The following is a 14967-nucleotide window of genomic DNA, read 5'->3' as shown; positions in this document are numbered from 1 at the left end:
AGTGTCGTCGAGGTCATCGCAAGCAGGCCCCAAGGGCGATACGCCGCCCATGAAAAAGCCCCCGGTGCCGGTTGGCAGCGGGGGCCTTGTCTGGGCCGCTCAGATCACTCTTCGGCGACCTTGTCCTTACCCTGGCGTTTCTCGATGACGTTGACCAGGCGCTGGGCCAGGGCCGGGTAGTTCTCGTCGAAGTGGTGGCCGCCCGGCAGCTTCATGGCTTCGCCGACGGCGGTCTTGTCGGTGCAACCGCTTTCGTCGACTTCTTCTTCGCCGTAGATGCACACCACCTTGGCCGCTGGCAGCTTGGCCATTTCCGGGCCGGTGGCGGCTTCCTTGCCGGCGTTGCCCAGCCAGCCTTCGACTTCGATCTCGAAGCTGCCGGTGCGGGCGAAGGCCAGCAGGATAATGGCGTCGACCCGCTGCTGCTCGGCTTCCGGCAGGCGGTTGTAGATGGCCGGCAAGACATCGGCGCCGAACGAATAGCCGGTCAGCACGAAGCGCTTGGTGCCCCATTTCTGCCGGTAGTGCTGCATCAGTTCGGCCAGGTCGGTGGCGCTCTGTTCCGGGGTCTTGTGCTGCCAGTAGTAGCGCAGGGTATCGATGCCGACCACCGGGTAGCCAATCTTGGCCATCTCGCCGGCCACGTCGCGGTCCAGGTCGCGCCAGCCGCCGTCACCGGAGAGGAACAGGGTCACGGTGTCCTTGGCCTGGCCGGCCGGTACTTCGACCACCGGGATGTTCAGGCCGCCGTTGTCCGAGCCCACCAGCAGCTTGCGCAGCTCGTTGTTCAGTACCTGGGGCAGGTGAATGTCGTAGTCGCTGATGCTGGTGCTGGCATTGGGAGTGTCACGCACGAAACCGGCGCTTTCGTCATCCGGGTTGTCGTTCCAGGCCACCAGCCAGTGGCCGTGGGCCAGGGTCTTGGGCAATGGATCGGTGCAGCCTGGAGCCGGGTTGATGGTAAAGCCCACCGACACGGCCTGGGCCTTGTCGTCGTTCTGGGTGGCGATCCAGCGCCAGGCCAGGGCGGCGCCAGGGCCGATGCCGCTGACCAGGGTCGCCGGGCCCTTGAGTTGGCCAAGGGCGGTTTGCAGGGCTTGTTCCTGCAGCTTGCAATCGTCCTTGGGCAGGATCACCTGGACGATCTGCGCTGCGCCGCCGCGGCTCAGGGCCAGGAGCTGGGTATCGGTCAGGGCTTCGTCGGCGAGGACGGCCACGGCGACCCGGGCCTTGGCCTGGGTGGCCGGGGTGACGCGGGTCAGGGTCGAGCCATCGGTCTGGGCCAGGTGTTCCAGGGTCGGTTGTGGCGCCGGACGATTCCAGTACCAGTAGCCGCCTCCCGCTATCAGGGCAACCACCGCCAGGGTGGCTAATACATACCGCCAGGAGCGTTGAATCATCAGCGTTTCACCAATCCAGTCAGGCCGCCCGCAATCAGGGCGGCGGTATCGGCCAGTGCCACCAGCGGATCCAGTCCGGCGGGCACGGCCATGTAACGAGGTTCCCAGTCAGGCTGGAATTTGTCTTTGAAACGGCGCAACCCTTGGAAGTTGTACAGCTGCTCACCCCGACGGAAAACCATCGATCCAAGGCGCTGGGTCAGTGGCGCGCCACGCCGGGGTTGCAGGCCCGACAACGGCACCATGCCCAGGCTGAAGCGGGCATACCCATGGTTTTTATAATGCTGGATCAGGCCGACCATCATGAATTCCATGGTCAGCTTGGGAGCCTCCGGGTGGGCGCGCATCAGGTCGAGGCTGGCCAGGTCATGGCTGTAGGTCTCGAGCAGGTTGGCGAAGGCCACCGGACGTCCTTCAAAGCGGATGATCGCGATACGGAAATGCTTGAGGTAGTCCTCGCTGAAACGTCCCAGGGAGAAACCTTTCTCGCGGACATTCTTGCCGGTCAGCCAGGCGTCGGAAATGACTTTCAGCTCGTCCATCGGCGCGTGCCCGGCCTCATGGATTTCCAGGGCCAGGCCGTCCCGGGTGCCTCGGTTCCAGGTGTAGCGCAGGTCCTTCATCTCCTTGCCCTTGGCTTCGAGGTCAAAGCGGTTCAGGTCGACCCGGGCTTCTTCGCCGAGCTTGATCGCGGTCAGGCCGATGTCCATGTAGTACGGCAGGTTTTCCGCGCGCACCTGATAGAACACTGGACGCGCATGGTGGACGTCGCACAGATCGCGGAACTGCCAGATCATCTCGGCCCGTTGCTGGGTCGGCCCGATCGGGTCGTACAGCGCCACCAGGCTGCGGCCGCGCCGGGCATACATGAGGAAGGCGTCGTCGTTGGGGTGGAACAGCAGGGCCTTGTCGCCGGTCAGGGACAGGCCGCCATCGGGCTGGGAAGAGGCCATGAGGATCTTCGCCGCGCGGTCCAGTTCCTCGCCATTGGGCAGGTGAATCACCGGGCGCGCGGTACGCAGCAACCAGGTCAGGGACACCACCACCAGCAGCACCGCGGCCCCCAGCAGCGAACGCAGGCCCCGCGGGGCATCGGCGTCAAGGGTGAACTGCCACCACAACTGATGGCTGTAAGGCACGTCCTGATAGGCGAACAGCAGCAGCCAGATCGACGCCCCCAGCACACAGACGCTGGCCACCAGGTACAGCGGCGAGAACGGCAGTTCGGTGAGGCGGCTCGGCCGGTAGAAGGAGCGCCGGAAGACCGCCAGCAGGCTGGCGGTCAGGGTCATCAGGCTGGCTTCTTCCCAGTCGAAGCCCTTGAGCAGCGAGAGCACGGCACCGACCAGCAGCAGGATGGTGGTCAATATCCAGGCCGCAGACAGGCGCCGGCGCAGGCCCTGGGCCAGCAGCAGGCAAAGCACCCCGATCAGGCTGGCGCCGAAGTGCGAGGCATCCACCAGGCGGTGCGGGATCAGAAAACCGATGTGTTGCAGGCGGGTGTCGATTTCCGGGGTCACGCCGGAAAACAGCAGCACCACGCCGGACAGGAACACCAGCACCGCGAGGATAGGTGCGGCCAGGCCCGAGGCCACCCGCAGCGATTGACGGGTCTGGAACAGGCGCTGGGCTTCATTGATCAGCAGCAGGACGCAGGCCACCAGCATCGGCAGGATCACGTAGATCAACCGGTACAGCAGCAGGGCGGCGGCCAGTGGCGCCGCGCCGAGTTTGTCGGCGAAGGCGGCCAGCAGAATGGCTTCGAACACCCCGACGCCACCGGGTACATGGCTGAGCACGCCGGCCGCCAGGGCCAGCAGGTAGACCAGCAGGAAGGCGCCGAAAGGCGGCGCTTCGGGCAGCAGCAGATACAGCACTGTGGCTGCCGCGGCGACGTCGAGGGCGGTGATCAGTAGTTGCAGGAGCGTCAGGTGGCGTCCCGGCAGGCGCAAGGTACGGCGCCCGGCCTTGACCAGCAGGTTGTTCGGCAATGGCTGTTCGGGCAGGCGGCGCCGGTAGATACCGATGACCAGAATCGCGCAGAGCAGCAGTACGGCGCCGGCAATGCTGGCCAGCAGGCCTTCGGACAGGCGCAGGGCGGCGGAGGCGGCGGGCAGGTTGCTCAGGGTTGCCAGGGCGGCGAGCGGTGGCAGGGCGCAACCCAGGGACAGGCTGGCGAACAGCGTCATATGGGCGACGTCGCCGGCGCCCACGCCATGCCGGGCGTAGAGTCGGTAACGCACCGAGCCGCCGGAGAGCAGCGACAGGCCGATGGCGTTGCCGATGGCAAAGGCGGTGAATCCCCCCAGGGCCAGGGTGCGCGGCGGCAGGTTCACCCCGGCGTAGCGGCTGGCGGACCATTCGTAGCCGAGCAGGATGACGAAGCCGACCACGGTCGCGGCCAGGGCGCCGAGCAGGGCCGGTTTGGGCACGTCGAGGATTGAGTCATGCAGGGCATACAGATCCAGCTCGCTGAGCAGGTGACGGCAGGCAATCAGGGCGATGCCGAACAGCAGTAGGGTCACTACCATGCCGATGGGCTGGCGGTATTTGCTCAGCAGTTCCAGCCAGCGCAGGCGGGTGGCTGCAACCGGTTGGTTCGCTGTAACGGTATCGGTGTCTTGTGAGTCAGACGAGTTGGCGCGCATCAATCACCTCGTGGATTGTGCGCGACAGGATGGGGGTATCCAGCCAAGTTACCAATCCCTGCAGAAAAAATAGTTTCAAATATTAACGCGTCTCACCATGGCCCTGCGAGCCCGGACGGACCGTGTTTCATGTGGCTGCCTGGGAATGAGCATAGCGGGTCGCAAGGGAGGGGAGAGGTGTCTGACGGTTCATGGCAGATTGCCAGGTCATTGTTGCGAAAAGATTTTTTCGACAGATACAAAAAAGGCCACTCTTTCGAGTAGCCTTTTTTGTTGTTTGGTTGCGGGAGCCGGATTTGAACCGACGACCTTCGGGTTATGAGCCCGACGAGCTACCAGGCTGCTCCATCCCGCGTCTGTGTGGCGGCATTCTACAGACGAACGCCGGACTGTCAACCGTTAATGGTCCATTGAGTCAAATAAGTGTTGAATGACTCGTAAAGCGGGTTAAGTCCCGGTGGTGCAAAGGGTTTTGTTTTTTGCGCGACACCCGCGCAAGGCGTGGCGACAAAACGCACGCGCACAAAAAAGGCCACTCTTTCGAGTGGCCTTTTTTGATGTTTGGTTGCGGGAGCCGGATTTGAACCGACGACCTTCGGGTTATGAGCCCGACGAGCTACCAGGCTGCTCCATCCCGCGTCTGATGTGGCGGCATTCTACAGAGAATCGCCGGGCTGTCAACCGATCAGGTGAAAAAAACTGTTCTCGTTCAATCGCTTAGCTTGAATAAACAGCCCTTGAATCGGCCTTGAGGGCATGCCGTACAAGGCTTTCAGCTCTATTGAGGGGCCTTGGCCGATTGAGAAAATAAATTCATCTTCAGATTTTTCTGGCGGTAGACAGGAGAAATCAAACTACTGGTGCTATATACAGTTCTCGGTGAGATACTGTCGCCCTGTTTCGTGATCGACCTCTTGCTTCCATGAACTCTGCCTTTATATGACGCAGCGCAAAATCATCCACATCGACTGCGATTGCTTCTACGCCGCCATCGAAATGCGCGACGACCCGCAATTGGCCGGCAGGCCGATGGCGGTGGGTGGCTCGGCGGAGCGGCGCGGGGTGATCGCCACTTGCAACTATGAAGCCCGCGCCTTTGGCGTGCGTTCGGCCATGTCTTCGCGGCATGCGCTGACGTTGTGCCCCGACCTGCTGATCGTCAAGCCGCGCATGGATGCCTATCGGGAAGCGTCGAAAGAGATTCATGTGATCTTTCGCGACTACACCGACCTGATTGAGCCCTTGTCCCTGGATGAGGCCTATCTGGACGTCTCCGACAGCCCCAACTTCGCCGGCAGCGCCACGCGCATCGCCCAGGATATTCGCCGCCGGGTCTCCAACCAGCTACATATCACCGTGTCGGCCGGGGTGGCGCCGAACAAGTTCCTGGCCAAGATCGCCAGCGACTGGAGGAAGCCCAATGGCCTGTTCGTGATCACCCCGGACCAGGTCGAGGACTTCGTTTCGGCCTTGCCGGTGAACAAGCTGCATGGCGTGGGCAAGGTCACCGCCGACAAGCTGGGGCGCCTGGGCATTGTCAACTGCGAGGCGTTGCGCGAATGGAGCAAGCTGGCGCTGGTGCGCGAGTTCGGCAGTTTTGGCGAACGCCTGTGGAACCTGGCCCGGGGTATCGATGAGCGGCCGGTGCAGAACGACAGCCGCCGGCAGTCCATCAGCGTGGAAAACACCTACGATGTCGATCTGCCCGATCTGCAGAGTTGCCTGGATAAACTCCCGGAGCTGATGCAGACCCTGGCCGGCCGGATCGAACGAATCGACAGCAGTTACCGTCCGGGCAAGCCCTTCGTCAAAGTGAAGTTTCACGATTTCACCCAGACCACGCTCGAACAAGCGGGGGCGGGAAGGGACCTGGAGAGTTACCGGCAGCTTTTGACCCAGGCGTTCAAGCGCGGGGACAGGCCGGTGCGGCTATTGGGGATTGGTGTGCGTTTGCAGGATATGCGTGGCGGGCATGAGCAGCTGGAGCTGTTCAACCCTTCCTGAAGCGTTGTAGGAGCCGGCTTGCCAGCGAACCAGGCGCCGCGATCTATCCGGGGCACCGCGTTCGCCGGCAAGGCGTGTCAGTTGTTACCGGGATCGGCGACCAGGCGGCCGGCGTTCTTGGTCAGCGACTTGAGAAATTCGCTCTGCAGCTCCGGATCGTTGCGGGTCAGCTCGATCAGGCTCTGTTCCAGTTCGCTGGCTTCTTCTTCCAGACCCAGTTCGGAGAGACGCTTGACCCGGTGCACCCACTGGCTCACTTCGTCGTCTTCGAGGTCGTCGAAGATCAGGTTGTGCGCTTCCAGCAGCTTGCCGCGCAGGGTGTTGCTGATGGCCAGCGACGAGTCGGAATGCACGTCGTCCTGGGCATCCGCGACGCTGATCTGCAACTGGCCGATGTGGTTCAGGTCCTGCTCGGAAAACGGGCTGTCCAACAGGTTCAGGCGCAGTATGCCGTTGCGGTCGGTGCTCAGCTCATGGGTTTCCTTGCCGGCCTTGACCTGCACCGGGCGTTCGCTCCAGGGCAGGCTCGAATACTCCACGCGCTTGTCGCGCTGGACTTCATCGATCCCCGCCAGGTTCTGCTGCGCCCGGCCGTGGGACTGCACGTTCATGAACGGGTTGAGCCCGGCCACGCCGTAGCTGATCCAGTCCTTGGTGACGCTGTCCGGCAGGTTGCCCAGGGTAAACACATTGACCACGTTGGCGCCGATACCGGCGACCACGGCTACCGCGCCCAGCGGGATCTCGTAGAGCTCCCGCCAGGGTTGATAGGGCGTGTAGCGATCATAGCGGCGCGTGACTTCGAACTCGGTGACTTCGAAGGTCTTCTGCTCATGGATGCGTACCCGGCGTTGCGGCAGCTCCAGCACCTTAGGCTCACCGACATCGATCTGCAGGCTGTGATCGAGCAATTTGCGCTCGACACGTTCCTCGTGCTCGCTGCGTTGCGACATCTGGTTGGCACAGCCGCTGAGCAACAGGGCGCCGCACAAGGCGGCGCCACCGAGGCTTAAGGTGTTTCGCTTGAACATGACTTCTCTATCTGGTTTCAGCGACGGATACGGGCTTGGAGGAAGGACAGCACGTCAGCCACTGGCAGCGCTTGCGCCTCGGCTTCGGTACGGCTCTTGTATTCCAGGTTGCCTTCGGCGAGGCCGCGGTCGCTGACCACGATCCGGTGTGGAATGCCGATCAGCTCCATGTCCGCGAACTTGATGCCCGGGCTGGTCTTCTTGTCGCGGTCGTCCAGCAGCACTTCGAAGCCGGCGGTTGTGAGTTCCGCGTACAGCTTGTCGGTGGCTTCGCGAACTTGCTCGGTTTCATAGCGCAGCGGTACCAGGGCGATCTGGAACGGGGCCAGGGTGTCGCTCCAGATGATGCCGTTCTCGTCGTTGTTCTGCTCGATGGCCGCAGCCACCACGCGAGACACGCCGATGCCGTAGCAGCCCATTTCCAGGGTGACCGGCTTGCCGTTCTCGCCCAGCACTTCGCACTTCATCGCCTTGCTGTACTTGTTGCCCAGCTGGAAGATGTGCCCGACTTCGATGCCGCGCTTGATTTCCAGGGTGCCCTTGCCGTCCGGGCTTGGGTCGCCGGAGACGACGTTGCGCAGGTCGGCCACGGTCGGGACCGGCATGTCGCGTTCCCAGTTGAAGCCGAAATAGTGCTTGTCGTCGACGTTCGCGCCGATACCGAAGTCGCTCATCAGGGCTACCGAGCGGTCGACGATGATTGGCAGCGGCAGGTTCAGCGGGCCCAGGGAGCCAGCGCCGGCGCCGATGGCGTCACGCAGCTCGGCCTCCGAAGCCATCACCAGCGGGCTGGCGACGCCAGGCTGGTTGGCGGCCTTGATTTCGTTCAGCTCGTGGTCGCCACGGATGATCAGCGCGATCAGCTTGCCGGCTTCCTCGGCGTGCACCACCAGGGTCTTGACGGTCTTTTCGATCGGCAGGTTGTAGCCTTCCACCAGCTGCACGATGGTTTTCGCGTCAGGGGTGTCGACCAGGCGCAGTTCTTCGCTCGGCGCCGGACGCGAGGTTTCCCGTGGCACGGCTTCGGCTTTCTCGATGTTCGCCGCGTAGTCGGAGCCGTTGCTGAAAACGATGTCGTCTTCGCCGGACTCGGCCAGTACGTGGAACTCGTGGGAGCCGGCGCCGCCGATGGAGCCGTTGTCCGCTTCGACCGGACGGAATTTCAGGCCCAGGCGGGTGAACACGTTGCAGTAGGCCTGGTGCATGCGGTCATAGGTGACCTGCAGCGATGCCTGGTCGGCGTGGAAGGAGTAGGCGTCCTTCATGATGAACTCGCGACCGCGCATCAGACCGAAGCGTGGACGGATTTCATCGCGGAATTTGGTCTGGATCTGGTACAGGTTGATTGGCAGCTGCTTGTAGCTGCTCAGCTCGTTGCGGGCCAGATCGGTGATCACTTCTTCGTGGGTCGGGCCGGCGCAGAAGTCGCGACCGTGACGATCCTTGAAGCGCAGCAGTTCAGGGCCGTACTCCTCCCAGCGACCGGATTCCTGCCACAGTTCAGCCGGCTGGGTGCTCGGCATCAACACTTCAAGAGAGCCGGCGGCGTTCATTTCTTCACGAACGATGGCTTCGACCTTGCGCATCACCCGCAGGCCCATCGGGAGCCAGGTGTACAGGCCCGAGGCCAGTTTGCGGATCATGCCGGCGCGCAGCATCAGCTGATGGCTGATCACGACCGCATCGGAAGGCGTTTCTTTCTGTGTGGCGAGCAAAAATTGACTGGTGCGCATGGTAGGCCGTTGTCGGTTGCTGAAGACTAGAAGTGACGAAGCATTGTACGGGCGAGAACCCTTGGCGTACAGGATTGCGGCCGGGGGAGGTCGGGGCGCCGGATGAGTGCCGGTGTGCCCCGGGGGTTCCTAGGGTTCTTCGCTGACCGCAGTAGTGGGTGGAGTGGCCGGCGGTGTGGCTTCGGGCGCTTCCGGCGGTTCGGCGCGGCGGCTTTCCTGGAACCAGTGCAGGGCGATCAGGATCAGGGTCGGCACACCGAGCAGGGCGGTGATCAGGAAGAAGTCGTGATAGCCGAACTTCTCCACCATGACCCCCGAATAGCCGCCGATCAGGCGCGGCAACAGCAGCATGATCGAGCTGAGCAGGGCGTACTGGGTCGCCGAGAACTTCAGGTTGGTCAGGCTCGACAGGTAGGCGACGAAGGCCGAGGTGGCCAGCCCCGAACTGAAGTTGTCCAGGGAAATGGTCACCACCAGCATCTGCAGGTTGGGGCCCATGTCGGCCAGCATCAGGAACAGCAGGTTGGTCGCGGCCGAGGCCGCGCCGCCGATGAACAGGATCGGCAGGATGCCGAAGCGCACGATCAGCAGTCCGCCCATGCCGGCGCCGACCAGGGTCATGATCAGGCCGAAAATCTTGCTGACGCTGGCGATCTGGTCCTTGGTGAAGCCCTGGTCGATGTAGAACACGTTGGCCATCACGCCCATCACCGTGTCCGACATCCGGTAGGTGGCGATCAGGCCCAGCAGCAGCAGGGCTTGCCAGCGATAGCGCAGGATGAAGTCGTTGACCGGCGTCAGCACCGGGGCCAGGCCGCGGCGACCCATGGCCGACAGGCACAGCGAGGTCAGGATGATGTAGAGAATGGCGCGCAGGAACGCTCGGTCTTCCAGCAACAGGTCCAGCAGGCTGGCGCCCTCGAACAGCACGCTGGCGAAGTCGGTGTTGTACAGCTGGGTGAACATCGCCGGCACGGACACCAGCAGCACGATCAGCACGAACACCGACACCAGCTGGTGCAAGAAACTGTAGCGCCCGGCCGACAGCTGGGTACGTAGCGGCACGGGCGGCTCGCGCATGAACAGGGTGGTCAGCAGGGCCGGGATCATCAGCACGCCAAACAGCACGTAGGTGCCGGTCCAGGCCGAGTGTTTGTAGCTGAAACCGGTGGAGCCGAAACCTTCGGCGAAGAACAGGGCGCCAGCGGTGGCCAGCAGGGCGGCGACGCGGTAACCGGACATATAGGCGGCGGCCAGGGCGGCCTGGCGGCTGTCTTCGGCGATTTCCAGGCGGTAGGCGTCCACCGCGATGTCTTGGGTGGCAGAGGCGAAGGCGACGATAACGGCAATGGCGATCAGCCAGGACAGGTGCTTTTGCGGATCGCAGAAACCCATGCCGATCAGCCCGAGCAGCACCAGCGATTGCGACAGGACCAGCCAGGAGCGGCGGCGCCCGAGTTTGCCCAGCAGGGGCAGGCGCCATTGGTCGAGCAAGGGTGACCAGACCCATTTGAAGGCGTAGGCCAGGCCGATCAGGCTGGCGTAGCCAATGGTCTCGCGGGCTACACCGGCTTCGCGCAACCAGACTGAAAGTGTCGAAAACACCAGCATGTAGGGCAGGCCGGCGGCGAAACCAAGCAGCAACAGCACGAGCGTCGAGGGGCTGGCATAGGCGGCGAGCGCGGCGCGCCAGGTTTTACGGGGCATGGGCTGGAGTCTGCCTCAAGAATTACGGAAACAAAGCGCGCACTCTAACCGCTGTGCTCTACCGGACGCCAGCCATGGCGCTGAATATCCACACGATTGTTCAGGATCGAGACACCTTCCATACGCAGTCGTGCACGCTGTTCGTCGCCCGATGCGCTGCCCACGGGCAGGCTGATACGCCCGCCCGCGCCCAGTACGCGGTGCCAGGGCAGGCTGGTGTCGGCGGGCAGCTGGCTGAGGGTCCGCCCAACCCAGCGCGCGGCGCGGCCCAGGCCCGCCATTTCCGCCAGTTGCCCATAGCTGACCACCTTGCCTTCCGGGACTTGGGCCAGGGTCAGGTAGAGCGCCGTGCGTCGGATTTCGGCGGGGCTTTGGCCGGTGTCGGGCGGTTCGATCACGTTCGGGGGTTCCTGATGCAGGCCTGTAAACCGTCTGTAGGACAAAGGGTTTATTAACCGTTGAGGATTGAACTCACTATAGATAGTCGAGTCAGTCCCTACCTGAGGTTTTATTCATGTGGATAATGCCGGTTTTTTTCGCAAACTCGAGCCTTGTATCTGTTTATGTTGTCCAGAGCCCTGCTGTGCCTTGCCGTTTTCAGTGCCTCCACGCCTTTGCTCGCCGATACCGTCTGGTTGAAGAACGGTGACCGTCTGAGCGGCAAGATCAAAGTCTTCGATGGCGGCAAATTACTGATCCAGACCGAGTATGCCGGGGCCATCCCGATCGACTGGAAGCAGGTCAAGACGCTGGAGAGCGACCAGGAGCTGCTGGTCAAGCAGGATGCCTATACCGGCGAGAAGGCCAAATCCCTGCAAGCGGCGGAAGATGGCAAGGTGACCCTGGCCAACGGTGAGGCGCCGAAGACCGTCGAGCTGGCGAGCATCCAGCAGATCATGAAGCCCAAGCCAGTGGTCGAGGATCTGGTGTGGAAGGGCAATGTCGACATGGCGCTGGATTATCAGCGGGCGGAAAAGGACACCGACGACTACGACATCGACTTCAAGACCTCGGCGCGCCACGGTAAATGGCGGCACACGGCGGAAGGCGAGTACAACCGCGAATTCCAGAACGATGTCGTCACCACCGACAACTGGCGCGCCGAATACGCACTGGACCGCTTCCTCACCGATAAGTGGTTCTGGCAAGGGCGGCTGAACTACAAGCGTGACAAGGTTGAGGAACTGGCGCGCCAGCGCGTGGTGGGTACCGGTCCGGGTTACCAGTTCTGGGATAACGAACTGGGTGCGTTCTCCCTGGGTTCACTGCTCAACCGCACCGACTACGAGTACAAGGACGGCGGCAAGGACAACTTCTATTCCCTGGCCATGAAGTGGGACTACAACCGTTACCTGATTGGCAAGCGGGTCGAGCTGTTTACCAATGGCGAGGTGGGCAGGCCGCTGTCCAATATTGCCGATTACGCCCTGGATGCCGAGATTGGCCTGCGCTACAAGGTCACGGAATGGGCGTCGCTCAACCTCAAGGCCGAACGGGACATCATCAGCGGCACCAAGGACAGCGATCTCAACAAGACCCGTTACACCGCGGGGTTTGGCGTGGCTTGGTAAGGTCGTAGGCCTTGAATGAAGAAGTCCCGCGGTTTGCACCTGCGGGACTTCTTTGTTTGGCTGCGGGAAGAGTGCTGTCTCAATAGCGCCGTGTTATGCCCGGCTCAACTGCATGCCCCCTGACTGGCGCCTGTCCGGTACTGGCATTCGCTCCGCAGACTGCCGTCCTCGTTCCAGAGGCGCATCCAGCCGTGCGCTTTGCCATCCAGGTAATCCGTAGATGATTCCATCTGACCGCTTTCGTACCAGGTGACGGCGGGGCCTTCGAGTTTCGCGTCCTTGTAGATCTTGTGATCCTTGAGCTGGCCGTTGTCGTACCAGGCTTTGAAGTCACCCTGCTCGCGGTGCTGTTCATCCCATTGCCACTGAAGCGTCTGCACGCCCTGTTCGTTCCAGAGGGCATAACTGCGCTGGGTGCCGTGTTCGTCGTTGAATTGTTTCTGTTTTACCTTGCCGTTGGGGTGGTACTGGATTTGCCAACCCACGGGCTGGTTGTCCACGTAATCGACTGTGCTTTCCAGTGTGCCGTCAGGGTAGTAGGACGGGCTGGGGCCGACTTTCTTGCCGGCCACGAACTGTCCGCTGTCTTTGATCTTGCCATCCGGGTAGTAGCTGATAATTGGGCCATCCGGCAGATTCGCCCGGTAGGTGATGCGCCCGACCAACTTGCCGTTCTCGTCGTACTCCAGGTATTCGCCGTCGACGCGTTTGCCCTGGCGCCAGTTGTAGGATTCGGCGACTTTGCCATTGTCGTGGTAAGTGCTCTGCCAGCCCTCGAGGAGACCGTCCCGATAGTTCGAGCGTTTAACCACGACACCGCTCTCAGAGTAGGTCAGCGCTTCTCCCTGGCGTTTGCCATTGATGTCGTAGCGAGCGCTGTGGCGGGCCTGGCCGTCCGGGTAGTAGGTTTTCGAGGCGTGAACAGCCTTGCCCGAAACGAAGTCCTTGGCGCTGATGAAATAGTCCCGGCGCAGGGCGCCTGAATCGACGTAGAAGACTTTTGCGTTCCAGGCTTTTTGCCGGTCGTCGTAGCTCATCGGCATCGTCAGGAAGTACGAGGCCTGGCCTTGGCCCGTCGGCGCATAGTGTTCGTCGAGGTAGAGCTTGCCGTCGACCGGGGATGCAGTCAGTTCTGCGCATTCCTGGGCGGTGCAGGGCCGGACCTTTTCGAAAAAGGCTCGTTTCCCGTCGCAGTCCGAAAGTGTCAGCAAGAGTGGGGTCTGGTCATCGATCAGTTGCTGGATTTCTTCCAGGGCCTGACCGAAGGACTCCGTGGGGATGCCTGAGGATTCAGGCGTGAGGTAAACCTCGTTGCTGCCGCAACGATGGGCGCTGGAAAGCTCCAGCAGCACGGCGCGCCGCAACTCGGGTTGTTGTTTCGAGTCCTTGGCAATGTAGCTGGCGTCGCTGTCCATGCTGACGATGACCGTTGGATGGTCGGGGTGAGGTGTGGCGTTGAGTGCGAGAGGGAGGGTGAGTGTGAGCACCGCAGCGCTCAACAACTTCCACTGTCTGAACGGCATCCTGCTGTTTCCATATGATTGTCCGAGGGGGCGGATCATATAGCCTGGGTGCCATTAAGCAAAAACATCCGGGCACAAAAAAGCCCCGCTTTGAGGGCGGGGCTTTTTACTGTTTCAGTACAAGTTAGATAACTTGAACTTCTTCAGCTTGCATGCCTTTCTGACCGCGGGTAGCGATGAAAGAAACCTGTTGGCCTTCTTTCAGGCTTTTGAAGCCGTCGGATTGGATAGCTTTGAAGTGTACGAACAGGTCGTCACCGGATTGTGGAGTGATGAAGCCGAAGCCTTTTTCATCGTTGAACCACTTAACGGTACCGGTTTGGCGATTAGACATGGTGTATCTCCTTGGACAAAGTTAACTGCGACTCAGGAAAAGCCCTGGCCGAGACTGAGTGCAAAGAGCAGGAAAAATTCTTGGAGATGGTTGGATCGAAATTCAACATCGTGTAGAGATTCTCAGTGACACAAGCAGCACAGTGGCGCCACCTTAACCCTTTTTCCGGAACCTGCCAATGTTCTTTGCGAAGGATTCGCGCTTTTAGTGACTGGCGGTGCCGTACATACCCTCCAGCCCGCAAGTATTGCGGCTTTCAGCGAGAAAAGCGGCCCAGACTTTGAACCCGCAGGCGCACCCCGGTAAGATGCCGGACAGAATTTTTCCACCTCGCTATTTCAGGACACCCGCCATGAGCATCAAATCGGACAAGTGGATTCGCCGCATGGCGCAAGAACACGGCATGATCGAACCTTTCGTGGAGCGCCAGGTGCGTGGCGAAGGCTCGGATCGGCTGATTTCCTTCGGTGTCTCGAGCTACGGCTACGATGTGCGTTGCGCCGATGAGTTCAAGGTGTTCACCAACATCAATTCGGCCACCGTCGATCCGAAAAACTTCGACGCCGGCAGCTTCGTCGACATCAAGAGCGACGTGTGCATCATTCCGCCGAACTCCTTCGCCCTGGCCCGCACCGTCGAGTACTTCCGTATTCCGCGCAACGTGCTGACCATCTGCCTGGGCAAAAGCACCTACGCCCGTTGCGGCATCATCGTCAACGTCACTCCCCTCGAACCTGAGTGGGAAGGCCACGTGACCCTGGAGTTCTCCAACACCACCACCTTGCCGGCGAAGATCTATGCCAACGAAGGCGTGGCGCAGATGCTGTTCCTGGAGTCCGACGAAGAGTGCGAAGTGTCCTACAAGGACCGCGGCGGCAAATACCAGGGCCAGCGTGGCGTGACCCTGCCGCGTACCTGATCTGACGAATAGCGGGAATTCCTCAGCGGGCAGATACTCTAACCAGAGGACTGCCCCGGTTTGCGCACAGCGGATCGTGCATAGCTCAGGAGTGCCC

Annotated in this window: 11 protein-coding genes and 2 tRNA genes; 3 read left to right on the top strand and 10 right to left on the bottom strand. The window is 61.7% G+C overall.

The genetic code is table 11. From position 1 onward, the window contains the following. Window positions 1–104: 104 nt before the first annotated feature. The 4 genes from J4D52_RS14090 to J4D52_RS14075 form a co-directional block, all read right to left on the bottom strand. The gene (locus tag J4D52_RS14090; protein WP_063428693.1) at window positions 105–1400 is read right to left on the bottom strand and encodes a virulence factor family protein; all 1296 of its coding nucleotides are present in this window, start codon (window positions 1398–1400) and stop codon (window positions 105–107) included. Further along, window positions 1400–4048, bottom strand: a complete 2649-nt coding sequence (mprF, locus tag J4D52_RS14085; RefSeq protein ID WP_063428695.1) for a bifunctional lysylphosphatidylglycerol flippase/synthetase MprF — start codon at window positions 4046–4048, stop codon at window positions 1400–1402. Before mprF ends, J4D52_RS14090 begins: the two co-directional genes overlap by 1 nt. A 278-nt stretch (window positions 4049–4326) precedes the next feature. Continuing rightward, a tRNA-Met gene (locus J4D52_RS14080) sits at window positions 4327–4403 on the bottom strand. Window positions 4404–4610: 207 nt separating this feature from the next. Next, window positions 4611–4687: transfer RNA gene (locus J4D52_RS14075), tRNA-Met, on the bottom strand. Between the two features lie 300 nt (window positions 4688–4987). Between J4D52_RS14075 and dinB the strand changes: the two genes are divergently transcribed. After that, complete coding sequence (dinB, locus tag J4D52_RS14070; RefSeq protein ID WP_063428697.1) at window positions 4988–6052, top strand: DNA polymerase IV; 1065 nt, start codon at window positions 4988–4990, stop codon at window positions 6050–6052. A gap of 77 nt (window positions 6053–6129) precedes the next feature. Here dinB and J4D52_RS14065 read toward each other — a convergent pair whose 3' ends face one another. The 4 genes from J4D52_RS14065 to J4D52_RS14050 all read right to left on the bottom strand — a co-directional run bounded on the left by J4D52_RS14065 (window position 6130) and on the right by J4D52_RS14050 (window position 10921). Further along, window positions 6130–7083 (bottom strand): hypothetical protein, encoded by a 954-nt coding sequence (locus J4D52_RS14065; protein WP_063428698.1) that lies wholly within the window; start codon window positions 7081–7083, stop codon window positions 6130–6132. A gap of 17 nt (window positions 7084–7100) precedes the next feature. Then, a complete protein-coding gene (locus J4D52_RS14060) occupies window positions 7101–8816 on the bottom strand; it encodes a proline--tRNA ligase (RefSeq protein WP_063428700.1) in 1716 nt (571 codons plus the stop codon). A gap of 129 nt (window positions 8817–8945) precedes the next feature. Continuing rightward, window positions 8946–10523 carry an AmpG family muropeptide MFS transporter gene (locus tag J4D52_RS14055; RefSeq protein WP_025806708.1) on the bottom strand — a complete coding sequence of 526 codons (1578 nt, stop codon included), beginning with the start codon at window positions 10521–10523 and terminating at the stop codon, window positions 8946–8948. A 44-nt stretch (window positions 10524–10567) separates the two neighbouring features. Continuing rightward, window positions 10568–10921 (bottom strand): MGMT family protein, encoded by a 354-nt coding sequence (locus J4D52_RS14050; RefSeq protein ID WP_063428702.1) that lies wholly within the window; start codon window positions 10919–10921, stop codon window positions 10568–10570. A 165-nt stretch (window positions 10922–11086) separates the two neighbouring features. Between J4D52_RS14050 and J4D52_RS14045 the strand changes: the two genes are divergently transcribed. Continuing rightward, the gene (locus J4D52_RS14045; RefSeq protein WP_025806710.1) at window positions 11087–12094 is read left to right on the top strand and encodes a DUF481 domain-containing protein; all 1008 of its coding nucleotides are present in this window, start codon (window positions 11087–11089) and stop codon (window positions 12092–12094) included. A gap of 104 nt (window positions 12095–12198) precedes the next feature. On the opposite strand, the gene J4D52_RS14040 is transcribed toward J4D52_RS14045, so the two are convergent. Further along, window positions 12199–13617 (bottom strand): toxin-antitoxin system YwqK family antitoxin, encoded by a 1419-nt coding sequence (locus J4D52_RS14040; protein WP_102676781.1) that lies wholly within the window; start codon window positions 13615–13617, stop codon window positions 12199–12201. A 124-nt stretch (window positions 13618–13741) separates the two neighbouring features. Further along, the gene (locus J4D52_RS14035; protein ID WP_002554837.1) at window positions 13742–13951 is read right to left on the bottom strand and encodes a cold-shock protein; all 210 of its coding nucleotides are present in this window, start codon (window positions 13949–13951) and stop codon (window positions 13742–13744) included. A gap of 352 nt (window positions 13952–14303) precedes the next feature. On the opposite strand from J4D52_RS14035, the gene dcd reads away from it, so the two are divergent. After that, complete coding sequence (gene dcd, locus J4D52_RS14030) at window positions 14304–14870, top strand: dCTP deaminase (RefSeq protein ID WP_025806712.1); 567 nt, start codon at window positions 14304–14306, stop codon at window positions 14868–14870. The last annotated feature ends 97 nt before the right edge of the window (window positions 14871–14967 follow it).

The sequence above is a fragment of the Pseudomonas sp. GW460-12-10-14-TSB1 genome (assembly GCF_017349775.1).
GTDB classification, from domain to species: Bacteria; Pseudomonadota; Gammaproteobacteria; order Pseudomonadales; family Pseudomonadaceae; genus Aquipseudomonas; species Aquipseudomonas piscium.
The sequence above is the reverse complement of the archived record's forward strand: the minus strand, read 5'-3'. Positions and strand labels throughout refer to the sequence as shown.